General features: G+C 28.3%; 17 protein-coding genes and 1 pseudogene. 13 read left to right on the top strand and 5 right to left on the bottom strand.

Going from position 1 to position 12,530, the window contains the following annotated elements; translation table 11 throughout:
• Nucleotides 1-106: 106 nt before the first annotated feature.
• Nucleotides 107-814, top strand: a complete 708-nt coding sequence (locus LL038_RS14420) for an ABC-2 transporter permease (RefSeq protein ID WP_216122127.1) — start codon at nucleotides 107-109, stop codon at nucleotides 812-814.
• A gap of 136 nt (nucleotides 815-950) precedes the next feature.
• Here LL038_RS14420 and LL038_RS14415 read toward each other — a convergent pair whose 3' ends face one another.
• Nucleotides 951-1,145 (bottom strand): transcription initiation factor TFIIIB, encoded by a 195-nt coding sequence (locus tag LL038_RS14415; RefSeq protein WP_216122125.1) that lies wholly within the window; start codon nucleotides 1,143-1,145, stop codon nucleotides 951-953.
• 228 nt (nucleotides 1,146-1,373) lie between these two features.
• Here LL038_RS14415 and LL038_RS14410 point away from each other — a divergent pair, with 228 nt between their 5' ends.
• On the top strand, nucleotides 1,374-1,613 hold the full coding sequence (locus LL038_RS14410) for a hypothetical protein (RefSeq protein WP_216122123.1): 240 nt from the start codon (nucleotides 1,374-1,376) through the stop codon (nucleotides 1,611-1,613).
• Between the two features lie 320 nt (nucleotides 1,614-1,933).
• Here the strand turns inward: LL038_RS14410 and LL038_RS14405 are convergent, their stop codons facing one another.
• Nucleotides 1,934-2,155, bottom strand: coding sequence for a helix-turn-helix domain-containing protein (locus LL038_RS14405; RefSeq protein ID WP_216122121.1), 222 nt, complete (start codon nucleotides 2,153-2,155; stop codon nucleotides 1,934-1,936).
• Nucleotides 2,156-2,808: 653 nt separating this feature from the next.
• Between LL038_RS14405 and LL038_RS14400 the strand changes: the two genes are divergently transcribed.
• A complete protein-coding gene (locus LL038_RS14400) occupies nucleotides 2,809-3,168 on the top strand; it encodes a hypothetical protein (RefSeq protein WP_216122119.1) in 360 nt (119 codons plus the stop codon).
• Nucleotides 3,169-3,290: 122 nt separating this feature from the next.
• Here LL038_RS14400 and LL038_RS14395 read toward each other — a convergent pair whose 3' ends face one another.
• Nucleotides 3,291-3,623 (bottom strand): amidase domain-containing protein, encoded by a 333-nt coding sequence (locus LL038_RS14395; protein WP_216122174.1) that lies wholly within the window; start codon nucleotides 3,621-3,623, stop codon nucleotides 3,291-3,293.
• Between the two features lie 395 nt (nucleotides 3,624-4,018).
• Between LL038_RS14395 and LL038_RS14390 the strand changes: the two genes are divergently transcribed.
• From LL038_RS14390 to LL038_RS14380, 3 genes are all read left to right on the top strand, one after another.
• Nucleotides 4,019-4,342 (top strand): DMT family transporter, encoded by a 324-nt coding sequence (locus LL038_RS14390; RefSeq protein ID WP_216122117.1) that lies wholly within the window; start codon nucleotides 4,019-4,021, stop codon nucleotides 4,340-4,342.
• 34 nt (nucleotides 4,343-4,376) lie between these two features.
• Nucleotides 4,377-4,823, top strand: coding sequence for a MarR family winged helix-turn-helix transcriptional regulator (locus LL038_RS14385; RefSeq protein ID WP_216122115.1), 447 nt, complete (start codon nucleotides 4,377-4,379; stop codon nucleotides 4,821-4,823).
• A gap of 162 nt (nucleotides 4,824-4,985) precedes the next feature.
• The gene (locus LL038_RS14380) at nucleotides 4,986-5,594 is read left to right on the top strand and encodes a hypothetical protein (protein WP_268055875.1); all 609 of its coding nucleotides are present in this window, start codon (nucleotides 4,986-4,988) and stop codon (nucleotides 5,592-5,594) included.
• A gap of 127 nt (nucleotides 5,595-5,721) precedes the next feature.
• On the opposite strand, the gene LL038_RS14375 is transcribed toward LL038_RS14380, so the two are convergent.
• Nucleotides 5,722-5,874, bottom strand: a complete 153-nt coding sequence (locus LL038_RS14375) for a hypothetical protein (protein WP_216122111.1) — start codon at nucleotides 5,872-5,874, stop codon at nucleotides 5,722-5,724.
• A 684-nt stretch (nucleotides 5,875-6,558) separates the two neighbouring features.
• Here LL038_RS14375 and LL038_RS14370 point away from each other — a divergent pair.
• The 4 genes and pseudogenes from LL038_RS14370 to LL038_RS14360 all read left to right on the top strand — a co-directional run bounded on the left by LL038_RS14370 (nucleotide 6,559) and on the right by LL038_RS14360 (nucleotide 9,379).
• The gene (locus LL038_RS14370; RefSeq protein ID WP_216122109.1) at nucleotides 6,559-7,863 is read left to right on the top strand and encodes an ATP-binding protein; all 1,305 of its coding nucleotides are present in this window, start codon (nucleotides 6,559-6,561) and stop codon (nucleotides 7,861-7,863) included.
• Nucleotides 7,864-8,335: 472 nt separating this feature from the next.
• Nucleotides 8,336-9,019, top strand: coding sequence for a nuclease-related domain-containing protein (locus tag LL038_RS14365; protein WP_253200230.1), 684 nt, complete (start codon nucleotides 8,336-8,338; stop codon nucleotides 9,017-9,019).
• Nucleotides 9,020-9,036: 17 nt separating this feature from the next.
• A pseudogene (locus LL038_RS25705) lies at nucleotides 9,037-9,093 on the top strand (hypothetical protein); the annotation flags it as partial.
• Nucleotides 9,094-9,241: 148 nt separating this feature from the next.
• A complete protein-coding gene (locus tag LL038_RS14360) occupies nucleotides 9,242-9,379 on the top strand; it encodes a hypothetical protein (protein WP_216122098.1) in 138 nt (45 codons plus the stop codon).
• Between the two features lie 305 nt (nucleotides 9,380-9,684).
• On the opposite strand, the gene LL038_RS14355 is transcribed toward LL038_RS14360, so the two are convergent.
• Complete coding sequence (locus LL038_RS14355; RefSeq protein WP_216122096.1) at nucleotides 9,685-9,846, bottom strand: hypothetical protein; 162 nt, start codon at nucleotides 9,844-9,846, stop codon at nucleotides 9,685-9,687.
• Nucleotides 9,847-10,173: 327 nt separating this feature from the next.
• Between LL038_RS14355 and LL038_RS14350 the strand changes: the two genes are divergently transcribed.
• The 3 genes from LL038_RS14350 (at nucleotide 10,174) to LL038_RS14340 (ending at nucleotide 12,481) form a co-directional block, all read left to right on the top strand.
• Nucleotides 10,174-11,040: an NAD-dependent epimerase/dehydratase family protein gene (locus LL038_RS14350; protein ID WP_216122094.1), complete on the top strand. Its 867-nt coding sequence runs from the start codon at nucleotides 10,174-10,176 to the stop codon at nucleotides 11,038-11,040.
• A gap of 102 nt (nucleotides 11,041-11,142) precedes the next feature.
• Nucleotides 11,143-11,295, top strand: coding sequence for a hypothetical protein (locus LL038_RS14345; protein ID WP_216122092.1), 153 nt, complete (start codon nucleotides 11,143-11,145; stop codon nucleotides 11,293-11,295).
• Nucleotides 11,296-11,419: 124 nt separating this feature from the next.
• Nucleotides 11,420-12,481, top strand: coding sequence for a DUF429 domain-containing protein (locus LL038_RS14340; protein ID WP_216122090.1), 1,062 nt, complete (start codon nucleotides 11,420-11,422; stop codon nucleotides 12,479-12,481).
• The last annotated feature ends 49 nt before the right edge of the window (nucleotides 12,482-12,530 follow it).

The following is a 12,530-nucleotide window of genomic DNA, read 5'->3' as shown; positions in this document are numbered from 1 at the left end:
TGTGAGAAAGCAATCTGCATTTTTTTTCTTAGGAATCGCTATTTTATTATCAATAGGAATATATATAAGAATAAAAAATAAGTAAGGGTTTAATGGAGGGAGTAATATGTTTAATTTAGTTTTAAAGGACCTTAGCATTACCAAAGGAACTTTCCCAGTAGTTTTAATACTATGTTTTACAAATAATATGTTTTTCATAAATGCTCCAGCATTTATTTATATAATAGTTCCACCACTTATTGCCTATGAGTATTTTAAGAACTCTTGTGGAAATGATTATAAGTATAATTCCAATATTATGTTTAGCAGTTTACCCGTAAACAGAAGAGAGGTAGTATTTTCAAAATATATAGAATCCATGCTATTTTTAATTTTTGCTATTATTTGCACTATAGTTTTCACATTTGTATTTAGGCATATAGGGCTTTCTGGTTTAGGCGGTGGTACTTTTATTCATTTAAGTAAGTTAATGCATCTTGATTATTTTAGCAAACTTATGAATTTTAAAAGTATAATTATGTATTCTCTTTTAAGTACTATATTGTTTATATCTATTTATTTCCCGATTTATTTCAAATTAGAATATTTAAAAGTACGAAATATCTTTGCTCTTGTAAGTATTCTTATATGTTTTGTTCCAATCTTAGTTTTGTATATTATGGGCAGTGAAAATATTTATAATATTGTTAAATATTTTAGTGATATACCAGGTATAATAGCTAATGTTGCTCTCATATGTATATTTTTTATAATATTGTACACATCGGTGAATATATCAATTAAATATTATGAGAACAAAGATTTAATTCTTTGAAAAATATGAGTAATAGCCTCAATCTGAAAGTAACTCAATTACTATTGAGTTACTTTCAGAATACTAATATGACATAAAGTAACCCTATATCATTAGATATAGGGTTACTTGTAACGACATTGAAAAAGTTGAGTTATCACTTAAATTTCTCTGGTGTTAATGCTCTCATATTTAAAATATAACCACATTTTGTACATACCTCTGCACTCACTTCTGACCCATTCATAACTTTGAAAAATGCGTCAATAGGATACAATTTTGCATTAATATCAAGTTTAGCTTGTGCTATTTTTTCACAACCACATTCTGGACATTTTTTTTCTCGTTCCATTAGAGTATCCTCCTACAATATTTATTTTCATAAGATACTACTATTCAGAGAAATTAATTATTATAACAACGTCGGAATAAATGAAAAATAATATATATTCAATAATAGCCTAATTATCATAAATTGAGTATATTTACAATTTTACAAAATGACTAATAGCCTTAATCTGAATGTAACTCAATTGATATGAACTGCACCCTGTCAAGTAAACAGGGTAAATAATAAAAGTTGTTTAAATGGCTAACACTGTTCAATTTTTTCTGTAATCTCTTAGAAGCAGAGGCTTATCAAGTAAAAAACTATAAATCTAAGGTGTTGTTTATAAAAATAGAGGATAATGAATTTCGTTATGAAAAAGTGGTTGTTGAAGCAGATTCTGATTTTTTAATTTTTGAGGTTGAAAATGATGAGGCCATTTTGTTAAATAAGGAAAATATTAAGGTGCTAGCTCTTAGCACCTTAATATAATTACAATATGGAACATCGATACCTATACGGCATTGTAGTATCAAGAATTCATATAGCACTGAATGGTGCCATATGAATTCAAGGAAGGGGTAGGTAGTGTAGACTCATGTTTTAGCATAAATGAATTCACACCGCAGTATAAACTTCCTACAGAGGGGATAGTAACCGCAAAACACCGATATATTCAACAAAATTTTTGAATATATCGGTGTTTTGCTCCCTTTTTTCAGTTTATCGTTTAGTGATTAAACCCTAGATATATCAGTGCTTTACACTAGCCGATTACTGTTCTATTACTACCTATTCCCCTACTTAAAATATTATAAATACTTTTGTATAGTCATATTTCCAAAAGTGAATTTTAATTTTTTAACACATATGATAAATTTTAAACTTAATTCTTGAAAGCAATCTTCATTGAATTTATCATCAATTAAGCTGTTTTTTATTAAACAAGGCTTAAACTTTTCTAAAATCCGTTCAAGTGCATAATTGTCCCCATTTTGTACTTGATTATAAGAGTTGTATAATTCATCATTCATATAAATCTCCTCCTTATTGAATACTTTATATTAAATTGTATATATTTATTTCTTTTTTTAATTTATTTAAAGCCTTATGTTTACTTTTATTAACGGATTGTTGACTAATTCCAAGAGTTAACATAACATTTTTTTCAGGTAGCTCTAAAATAATTATTCTGTAAAGTATTTCTTTTTGACATTTTGAAAGCTTGTTTATAGCGTTAAGTAATTTTTTATTTTCTATTATATTTGTAAAGTTAATATATTTATTAGATTGTGAAAAACATTTTATAAAATCCTGTGTATCATCTTTAATTAAATTAATTCTCTCTTCTTTAAAATCCTCATTTATAGTATTTAAACTTAATATTTCTTTGTTTTTCTGAAAAATTGAGATTTTTTATTTTTTATTTTTTATTTTTATTTAAGACTGTTTGAGTTCGTTAAAAAGAGTATAATTATATTTTTAGTTGATTGCAGAACCCTATAGAATATTTATTAAAATAATGGATTAGTAAAAACTTCATTTTATCATTAAGTTGTAATGAATATAAATTTGACAAAAGTCAGTGGGGGATTCCTGTATATACATAATTGCAAAGCCTTATAGTTAATTTATTACAATGTTATGCAATTAACCAAATTGTATTTTATAAAGGGGGTGGAGATAAATGAACAAATCAAGAAACATAATGAAAAAAGTACTACTAATATTCTGTTTTTGTTTTGTTGTTTTGCTTATATCATTTGCAAATCGTGCAATATATGGCAGATGGAATATGTTTGGTTATCCTAATAGCATAACCTTTCAAGGATACCGTTATTATAATAACAATGATATTAATAACACTGATATTATGGTGTTAACGGGTAATGACAAACCTAAATATGAAGTTTCACGAATTATTGATAGATTAACAGGTAAAAGAATTTATAGTAACAACGAAAAATTCTTAGGGTATGGGAAATCAGTTTGTTTGTATTTACGGGATAATACATACCTTATTCTTAGAAGCGATGGAGGAGGTTGATGTAAAGTAAAGTAAAGTAAAGTAATAGCAAGACTTTTCTAATATTAATTAAGCTATATTTTTCTTGTATTTTGCATCAATGGATTAAGGGCAATAAAAAAACAGCTGTTTTTTTATTACGATTACATATTTATAATCATTATTTTTTCATTAATATCGTCTAGGTCTGCAATTATACCAGGAAGTAAATCAAAAAGTTTAGCGTCTTTTCTTTCATTAGTATGTCCACATACAAGAAGGTGGTATACTCCAGATATACATTGTTTTCCTGAAATAAACATCATATGATGAACTTCTCCATTGGCGTGAGCAATAGCTAAAACATCTCCTATGTTACACTTATCATATAACAATACTTTGAAATTTCCATTATTAGTAAGATAACTAACATTGCTTAATGGAGTGTAAGAGCGCCCTCTTCCTTTCCAATATTGTGCAAATGAATTCGCATTTATCCAAGTTGCTCAATGTCTGAAACGAACTATTGAACGATGCCGCGTTAGCATTTACTATGGGATTTCAATAAATATCACTTTCCCAAAATCAGCGATATCCTATTATATATAGCTTATATCTCCAAATAATTTAAATGAAATTCATGATAATTAGTATATCTTGTGTTTTCTATCATTAACTTTAATTATCATATATAAAAACAAACTAAGGTGACATTACATAACGAAAGATGCTTTTAAATAAGAACAATTTGTAGTGTTGCAACTTTAACGACATTTCTTATATATTAAACCCAACATAAAATAATAAATATTGACAATAATAAATTATTTTACTATAATTTAATTAGTACAGTTATGGACTAATTATTTTTTTAATGAAGGAAGGTTTTATTATGGAATGGGTTTATTTAATTTTAGCTGTTATACTTGAAACGATAGGAACGACTTTTATGAAAATGTCTGATGGATTTACAAAACCATTATTAGTTATAGGTACACTTTTATCATATTGTATATGTTTTACTTTTTTCGCAATATCATTAAAAAAAATACCTATTAGTGTTGCATATGCTATATGGGGAGCAACTGGAATTGTTATTGTAGCCGCAATGGGCATATTTGTTTTCAAAGAAAGCGTTAGTATTTTAAAAATAGTATCTTTGCTTTTTATTGTAGTGGGTGTTATAGGTGTAAATTTAAGTGGTGTTAGCCACTAGATTTTTTTACTAGTATGGAAGGAATGTGTAAGATATGAATAAAAAAGAGGAATTTAATGAGCAAATAAATCTTTATTATAAATATTACTTTGAATTTGGTAATACGTATCACCTTTGGGCGAAAAAACATGGTATTCAGGATACTGTTCTATTTGTTCTATCTGAAATAAATGAAACTTCACCTTACTGTACTCAAAATAAAATTTGTGAAAAAATGTTTTTGCCAAAACAGACAGTCTCATTAATATTATCTGGACTTGAAAAGAAAGGGTATATTTTGAGAGAATTAAATCCTCAAGATCGTAGAAATAAAATTGTTAGGTTCACAGAGCAGGGCGATCAATATGCAAAAAACATACTTAGAAAACTTAAATTAGCAGAAATAGAAGCCTTAAGCAATATGTCAAAAGAAGAAAGAAAATCTATGTTTGCAAGCTTTGGTCTATTGTCTGATTTATTAGCTAAAAGTCTTTCCAAATAATGTGTAATCTTTTAATATAATAGGAATGGTAAAAAAGCACAATGACATGAAAACAGACTTCCACGTCATTATTAGGTGTGTTGACATCGTTGTAAGTGCAATCACTATCGTATTATCACATCATTAACAATGACCCTCCATATCTAATAATGTGGAGGGTCATTGTGTCGGCATATATTAAGAGTATCAACTAATCATTGTTCAATCATATTATCCAAATCTCTTATAGCCTTGTTGTTATATGATATAAGACTTAAAGTAAATCCTAATGTTCCTGTAATAATAAATATTATAGCCATGCCAGATCCTCTACCAACTCCGACAATACCGCCCAAGATGTATCTTGCTTTTTCAGAATTAATCATTAGTGGTTCGAAAATTTTATCTGCAAAAAATCCTCCAGCTAAGTATCCAATAGGTACGGTAATATGCTGCAAAGAACCACGTATTGAGAAAATCCTTCCTTGCATAGTTGTAGGTATTTTTGAATATAACAAAGAGTTTTCAGATGCTATAAGGAATGGAAGAGGTATGTTACCAGCGAATGCAGCAAAAATCCATACAAAAGAATTTTTACCTACACCAAGTAATATATCACAAAGCAGAAACGATAGTGCTGCTGAAATAAATATAGTTTTCACATTGCTTTTGGGTGGTTTGGCAGCAGTTACAAATAAGCCGCCAACAACACCACCTATACCAATAGCAGCAGTAACCAAACCTAATATTCGTTCATTATTTGATGTACGGGCAATAAAAAACACGTTATAGATTAGGATTCAAAAAAATAAACGACAATCCTTAAAACAAACTTCAACCACAAATTGTCTATTCATACGACAAAATGAAAATGATCGATTTTTGCACGTATATCGGCTGTATCCGAGATTAATATTAGCTATTTAATTTTACTATTTAAAAATGACTGGATTGTTATTGCAACAAAAAGAGCAGAAATAAGAGCTAAATTTTTATCAATGAATCTACCAACTAAAAACCAACAACCAATACCGATTAAAAAACAAATTACTCCATTAAAAAAATACTTCATGGAACTCCTCCTTTATCAAGGTCTAATTGGGGTGTTTCGCCTATCTCCGCGAAAAGTTATGTTAATATGAGGCGGTGAAAGTATTTCACGTACTTAAAAATAATATTTAATAATTTTAAACCATGAATGTTACAGAGCTTAAATATTGATATTGATAAGTAACATTAATTTTGAAATTTTTATTTAAACTCTTGTAAATCGTTGCTGTACACATAACTGACTTTATTCAACTTTTTCATTTATATATTATCATATATAAACTTGTAATATAATCCAAATGGTTTATAGAAATATTTGAGTTGGAACTTTTGAAAAATAGAAAAGATGGATTAAAGGTATGCAGCCTTTTAGCTTTTTTTGATATATTTTGTTATATAAAATAGATATTAATCCCTTTAATAAGTTAAATAGGATATAATGTGTATAAAAGTAAGCGTATGTTAAAAGCGATGATGAGTTTAGGACTAGCACTAGTAGCTATGGTAGCATTGCTTGGGGAAGTTTATTTAGATTTATAATGTACAAAATGAACAGCGATGGCAAGTGGTTCATAAGTAGTATTACATGTTATATCCAGATGAAATTGATGCTTTTCATACTACTCGGTGGCAGAAACACGCATTAATTTATAGTATTTTTAGTAAACAAAATAGGATAATTATAAGAATAGAAGGAGCTGATTTTATGTATAAAGAAATTTCAAAGTTGATCTTATATAATGATTTGGGAGATAACTGCATTTTATGTAATTTAGCAGATATTATTGAGGATTATAACTCAAAGAGTTGCACTAATGAAAAGATTGTAACCCGTATTTATAGGGAAATGAAACGTATTTTGGATTTAGCAACAAACTATGGATTTGATAAAAATATATGGCACAATTATTTAGTTTTTCTGCTCATCACCAACGAAAATTCTTTTAGTATTACATGTGAAAAAGTAGGAGCAAGTGATGGAACGGTGAATCACTTCGCAAAAAATGATTTTAAAATATTCAAGAACCTATTTGATTATGATTTTTCGCATATTGAACAGGACTTAGATATAGATTGTTTTACGACTATTTCTAATTATAAAGCTATTGTAAAAAAAGAAGGAATGTATAATAAAAATGTTGGTGAGAAAGTTCAATATATCAGTAGTTGCATTGAAAATGCAAAAGACGAGGAAGAAGTATTTTGTATTATAACAGGATTCTATAAGGATTTTGGTGTTGGAATGTTTGGACTGAATAAAGCATTTCGCGTTGGCCACACAAATGGAAAGTTAGAATTTTACCCAATTAGAAATATGGATGACGTCATGTTAGATGATTTAGTGGGGTATAAATTCCAAAAGGAAGAACTTGTTGAGAATACTGAAGCATTTGTAGCAGGAAGAACAGCCAATAATGTTTTATTGTATGGCGATAGTGGTACTGGGAAGTCTGCAAGCATAAAAGCAATTCTTAATCAATATTATGACCGTGGTTTGCGAATGATTGAAATCTACAAGCATCAATTTCAGGATTTATCAGCTATAATTGCTCACATTAAAAATAGAAATTATAAATATATCATTTATATGGATGACTTATCTTTTGAGGAATTTGAAATAGAGTACAAATTTTTGAAAGCTGTGATTGAAGGTGGAGTGGAAGTTAAACCAGATAATGTATTAATATATGCTACATCTAATCGAAGACACTTAATTCGCGAAACGTGGAATGATCGAAACGATATTGAAGAAAGAGGTGACGTCCATACTAATGATACTATGCAGGAAAAATTATCGCTAGCAAATCGATTTGGTCTTACTATTGGTTATAACAATCCTAGCCGAGATGAATATGATGAAATTGTAAAAGAACTGGCTAAGAAGTACGAAAATATTACACTTTCTGAAGAAGAATTATGTGAAGAAGCAAATAGGTGGGAAATGCAACATGGAGGGGCCTCGGGAAGGACAGCACAACAATTTATTAATTGGTTGGCAGGGAAAATTTAAAATGGAAAACCTCCTGTATCATATAAGGATGAAAAGTCCTAACAAAATAGTGTATGAGAGTATGGAGTATATTAATATTAATATAAATCTACAAATTTCAAAAGACGAATATCATTCTTGATCCAATGAATTAAAACCCCCAGCATTGCTGAGGGTAGGTATTATGAAGCTGATAAAAGGAAGTTCAATTTAAGAACTTCCTTTTTAACAATAAATATTGAATCATAAAACTTAATCGGGACTAGATGTCGTATCATGGTGTGTTAGTGTTACTTGTAGGGGTAGCAATAAATGCTAAAAGAAGTAAGTAGCAGTTCATAATTGGATGAGGTGATATTTTTTATAAATCATATAGAAACAGTACATATTGACAAAAATGTTACATTATATAAAGGTAATTGGAAACAATGTAGAATTATAGTTTTGAAGACCTAAATGAAAGAACCAGATAATATAAAGGAAGTGAAACTAGATGGAAATGTTATTTGAATTGTCAACGAAATTTTGGTACCTATGGCTCTTAATTATAGCAGCAGGGGTATTAGAGATTTTCATGCCTAAAATCAAAGGTGCCATAGGTGAGAGGTCTGTTGCTTTTTTCTTATCAGGCCTTGATAAAACAAAATATAAGTTAATTAACAATATAATGCTATCAGTAGGCGACAAAACAACACAGATAGATCATGTTATAGTATCTAACTATGGCATTTTTGTAATAGAAACTAAAAACTATAAAGGGTGGATTGTTGGTAATGAATTTGATGATAATTGGAAGCAAGTAATTTACAAGCATAAAGAAAAACTATATAATCCAATAAAACAAAATTATGGACATATACAAGCATTGAAAGAAGTTCTAAATGGCTTCGAAGATATAAAGTATATTTCAATAATAGCTTTTACAACAAGGGCGGAGTTAAAAGTAAAATCAAAAACAGATGTTGTGTATACTATAAATTTGCCTAAGACAATTAAGAAATATAATAATGAGAATATAACTGATTTAGTTAAAGAAGAGGTATATAAAAAATTAATTTCTTTAAATGTTGATAGTAAAGAAACTAGAAAAACTCATGTAAAAGCAATTCACAAGACCTTAGCTGAAAAAGAAATCAAAGTTAATAGTGGTTTTGTCCTAAATGTGGAGGGGAATTAGTATTAAGAAATGGAAGGTATGGTCCATTTAAAGGATGTGGGAATTTCCCTAGATGTAGGTTTATTTCAAAATAACTGTTAACTTCCGTAATAAGCTATGAAGCTTCAGCTATGGGAACAACTACAAAGGTTAAGCTCGAAAAGCAAAAATAACCACAACAAAAAGAACAGTGAGCTTTCGCCCGTACCTAACATCAAGTACATTAGTGTAGGAGGTGAAAATATGAATGAAGAATATTTAAAGGAAATTACAATAGCTGCAATAGAGAATGGACTAATATGTAAAAAAGTGAAAAGTGATGAAATGGCAACAGAAATAGCACTATTTATAAATACACTTAGAAATGAGTGTAATAAATAATATGGTTAGATATATGATAGTAATTTTTGAGAGCATTTAATTCTAGGTGTTTTTTATCTGTTGAATAGCAATTAAGGGATGCAAAGATGAAGCATAACAAAGCAAAAAGTATAGCAAAGCAAATTGTGGTTACAATTTGTTCACTAACATTGGGGTTTTTATGAGCGAAATGAAAGATAAACTCAAAGAACTGTTAAAATTATTTGATGGGTAAGACATTAAGAAAAACTTCTGTTTTTTATTCAAATATATTAGAAGAATATTTAAAATTAATTTTTTCAATAAAAAAAACTTCATGGCAAAAGCTATGAAACTTTTTTTAGGTTTAATTCATTGTCATTTTTATTAAAGATTTCATTGTACAACATAATAGCATCCTTTGATCCACCTGTACTTACTACATAATTTAACACTCCAACATTTCTCATATTCTCTTTACTAAATACCTTCTTCAATAATTTTATCATAAAACAACCTCCTATTAACTTTTATTTATAATATTATAATACCCCAGTTAAATAAAAGTGTATATGGTGTAAATTTACAGATATCGTTTCATATTATGAACATTTAGTTAACATTGTGTTAACATTGCATATATAGCTTGAAATTATTCAAGAAACCGTATTCAAAATACTATTTTAAATAATACCTTGAATCCATTTTTAAAACTATATAAATTAAAGTTATGAAATTAGGGTATTAAAATATAATGGTATAATATTTTCAAATAATAAGACACGATTGTAGTTAAATGAGAAGTATAATTATATAAAAAGGTAGGGGGATAAACAATGAATATACTTGTATTAGGTGGTACAAGATTTTTTGGAGTACATTTAGTAGATAATTTATTGAAAAATGGTCATCAAGTGACAATTGCTAACAGAGGAAATAGACAGGACAAATTTGGTACACAAGTTGAGCGAGTCATTGTAGACCATACTAATTTTGAAAACATGAAGGAAGTTTTTAAAAACAAGAACTTTGATGTTGTATATGATGATTTGGCATATTGTTCAAATGATATAAAATATGCTTTAAAGTCAATTGTTTGCAATCGATATATAATGGTGTCATCTACAGCAGTTTATAATCTACACATGGATACAAAAGAAGAAAATTATAAACCATATGATAAAGAATTAGTTTGGTGTGACAGACAAGGTTTTTCATATGATGAAATTAAAAGATTAGCTGAGTGTGCATTAGTCAAACAATTTACATCACAAAATTCTGTTGCAGTTCGATTGCCATTTGTTATAGGCATAGATGATTATACAAATAGAGTGCTCTTTTATGTAGAACATATAGTGAAAGAAATTCCAATGTTTATAGATAACATTGACAATCAAATGAGTTTTATCAGTTCAGCTGATGCTGGAAAGTTTTTATCATTTTTAGCAGGAAATAATTATTGTGGTTCAATTAATGGAAGTAGCAATGGTACTATTTCATTAATTGAAATTATTAATTATGTAGAAAATAAAACTAACAAGAAAATAATTATTGATTTAAATGGCGATAAAGCTCCATACAATGGTGAAAAAGCTTATAGTATAAATACTGATAAGGCAAAAGATTTAGGATTTGAATTTTCCAATTTGAGGGGTTGGATTTTTAATCTAATTGATTATTATATTGAATTAAACAATAAGTAGTTATAAGTATAATCAGCATTTAGAAAAACAAATTGTGTTTACAATTTGTTCACGCCCCTCGGGGACTTTTATGAGCGAAGCGAATTTGCTAATGAATCACTAATGAAAATATATAACTCATATAATGAATTTGAAGGTATGGTTGAGTCTCCAAATGGTTCTATTACAGGTTACAATCAAAAATTTAGTACATTAGATTCTAGTTTATCATCTCAGCTTAATGAGTTTAGAACTAGATATCCAATAGGAAAATAAATATTAAAGGTCTATATATATGAGTAAAGATTTTTTTGATAAACCAATTAACAACTAGGTGATTATAGCGATTAAGAGAAGTGAGTGATAAAAAGAAAGATGATTAAACAAGGTGGTGTGGTTTGTGAACTTTATTGGTCTTGATGTACATAAGGGAAAATTGACTGTGGCAAATATAGATGAGAAATTAAATATAGAATTTATAGATAATATGGTTCCTGATGTGTTACTTAATTACTTAAGTTATAGAGAAGCATCCGTAATAGCAGTTGATGCTCCATATAAATTAAATTATGGGTTTATGAATAATGACCAGTATAGGATGACTTTAAATTGCAAATTAAAGGGACATTACAACAAAAAAGTTAGCGAGTATGAATTATCAAGAAGAGGAATGAATCCATTTTCTACTCCAGGAAGCATGGATGAAATTACTGGATGGAAAGGGTGGATGAAAACAGGATTTAATCTCTACGTAAGGATTGAGGAATTAGGATATAAGGAAATAAATATCAGAAAATCTAATAATAATATTCAAGGATTTATAGAAGTATTTCCTCATGCCTGTTTTACAGTTTTGTTAGATTATATTCCTTCACCAAAAGATACTGATAAGGGGTTAAAAGAAAGACTTGATATACTAGAAAAATCAGGTTTTAAAGGTCTTGAAAAAATACTTTCTGGATGTGGAAGACACGAAAAAACAGATAAACTAGATGCACTTGTAGCAGCATATACTGGTTATTTAACTTACATAAGCAATGTTACGTTTATTGGCAATGCGGATGAAGGTCAGATAGTTTTACCTACTTGTGATTTAAAAGAGTCTTATAAGCGGTTGAAAAAATTGACAATACTTAAGGCAACATCTTTACCAGTATTACAATTTGAAAAAAATAAAGATGGTCTGGTATATGACTATATAAATGTAGATAGTGTACTTTGGCTGAAATATTTTACACCAATAAATAGTAGTCCACCTATTTGTAATCTTATATTTGGAAATATAAATGATAGGATTAAAGTTATAATAACTAATGATCAAAGTCGGGGTATTGAGGTTGAGTTGGAACTTCTAAAAAATAGAAAAGATGGATTAAAGGTATGCATAGAAGATAAGATAAAGTTAGCTGACTTTTGGGGAAGCCATGGAGACAAAAGAAAATATATTATCTCAATAATTTGATTCAATTAGTGAAGTAATATTATGAATTATTCAATTATTTGATATCAGT

The organism is Clostridium estertheticum, assembly GCF_026650985.1.
GTDB classification, from domain to species: Bacteria; Bacillota; Clostridia; order Clostridiales; family Clostridiaceae; genus Clostridium_AD; species Clostridium_AD estertheticum_C.
The sequence above is the reverse complement of the archived record's forward strand: the minus strand, read 5'-3'. Positions and strand labels throughout refer to the sequence as shown.

What these genes read in the sequence shown, in the direction of transcription:
- LL038_RS14420 (WP_216122127.1), top strand. Translation starts at nt 107, where the DNA reads ATGTTTAATTTAGTTTTAAAGGACCTTAGCATTACCAAAGGAACTTTC.
- LL038_RS14415 (WP_216122125.1), bottom strand. Translation starts at nt 1,145, where the DNA reads ATGGAACGAGAAAAAAAATGTCCAGAATGTGGTTGTGAAAAAATAGCA.
- LL038_RS14405 (WP_216122121.1), bottom strand. Translation starts at nt 2,155, where the DNA reads ATGAATGATGAATTATACAACTCTTATAATCAAGTACAAAATGGGGAC.
- LL038_RS14400 (WP_216122119.1), top strand. Translation starts at nt 2,809, where the DNA reads ATGAACAAATCAAGAAACATAATGAAAAAAGTACTACTAATATTCTGT.
- LL038_RS14390 (WP_216122117.1), top strand. Translation starts at nt 4,019, where the DNA reads ATGGAATGGGTTTATTTAATTTTAGCTGTTATACTTGAAACGATAGGA.
- LL038_RS14385 (WP_216122115.1), top strand. Translation starts at nt 4,377, where the DNA reads ATGAATAAAAAAGAGGAATTTAATGAGCAAATAAATCTTTATTATAAA.
- LL038_RS14375 (WP_216122111.1), bottom strand. Translation starts at nt 5,874, where the DNA reads ATGAAGTATTTTTTTAATGGAGTAATTTGTTTTTTAATCGGTATTGGT.
- LL038_RS14370 (WP_216122109.1), top strand. Translation starts at nt 6,559, where the DNA reads ATGTATAAAGAAATTTCAAAGTTGATCTTATATAATGATTTGGGAGAT.
- LL038_RS14365 (WP_253200230.1), top strand. Translation starts at nt 8,336, where the DNA reads ATGGAAATGTTATTTGAATTGTCAACGAAATTTTGGTACCTATGGCTC.
- LL038_RS14360 (WP_216122098.1), top strand. Translation starts at nt 9,242, where the DNA reads ATGAATGAAGAATATTTAAAGGAAATTACAATAGCTGCAATAGAGAAT.
- LL038_RS14355 (WP_216122096.1), bottom strand. Translation starts at nt 9,846, where the DNA reads ATGATAAAATTATTGAAGAAGGTATTTAGTAAAGAGAATATGAGAAAT.
- LL038_RS14350 (WP_216122094.1), top strand. Translation starts at nt 10,174, where the DNA reads ATGAATATACTTGTATTAGGTGGTACAAGATTTTTTGGAGTACATTTA.
- LL038_RS14345 (WP_216122092.1), top strand. Translation starts at nt 11,143, where the DNA reads ATGAAAATATATAACTCATATAATGAATTTGAAGGTATGGTTGAGTCT.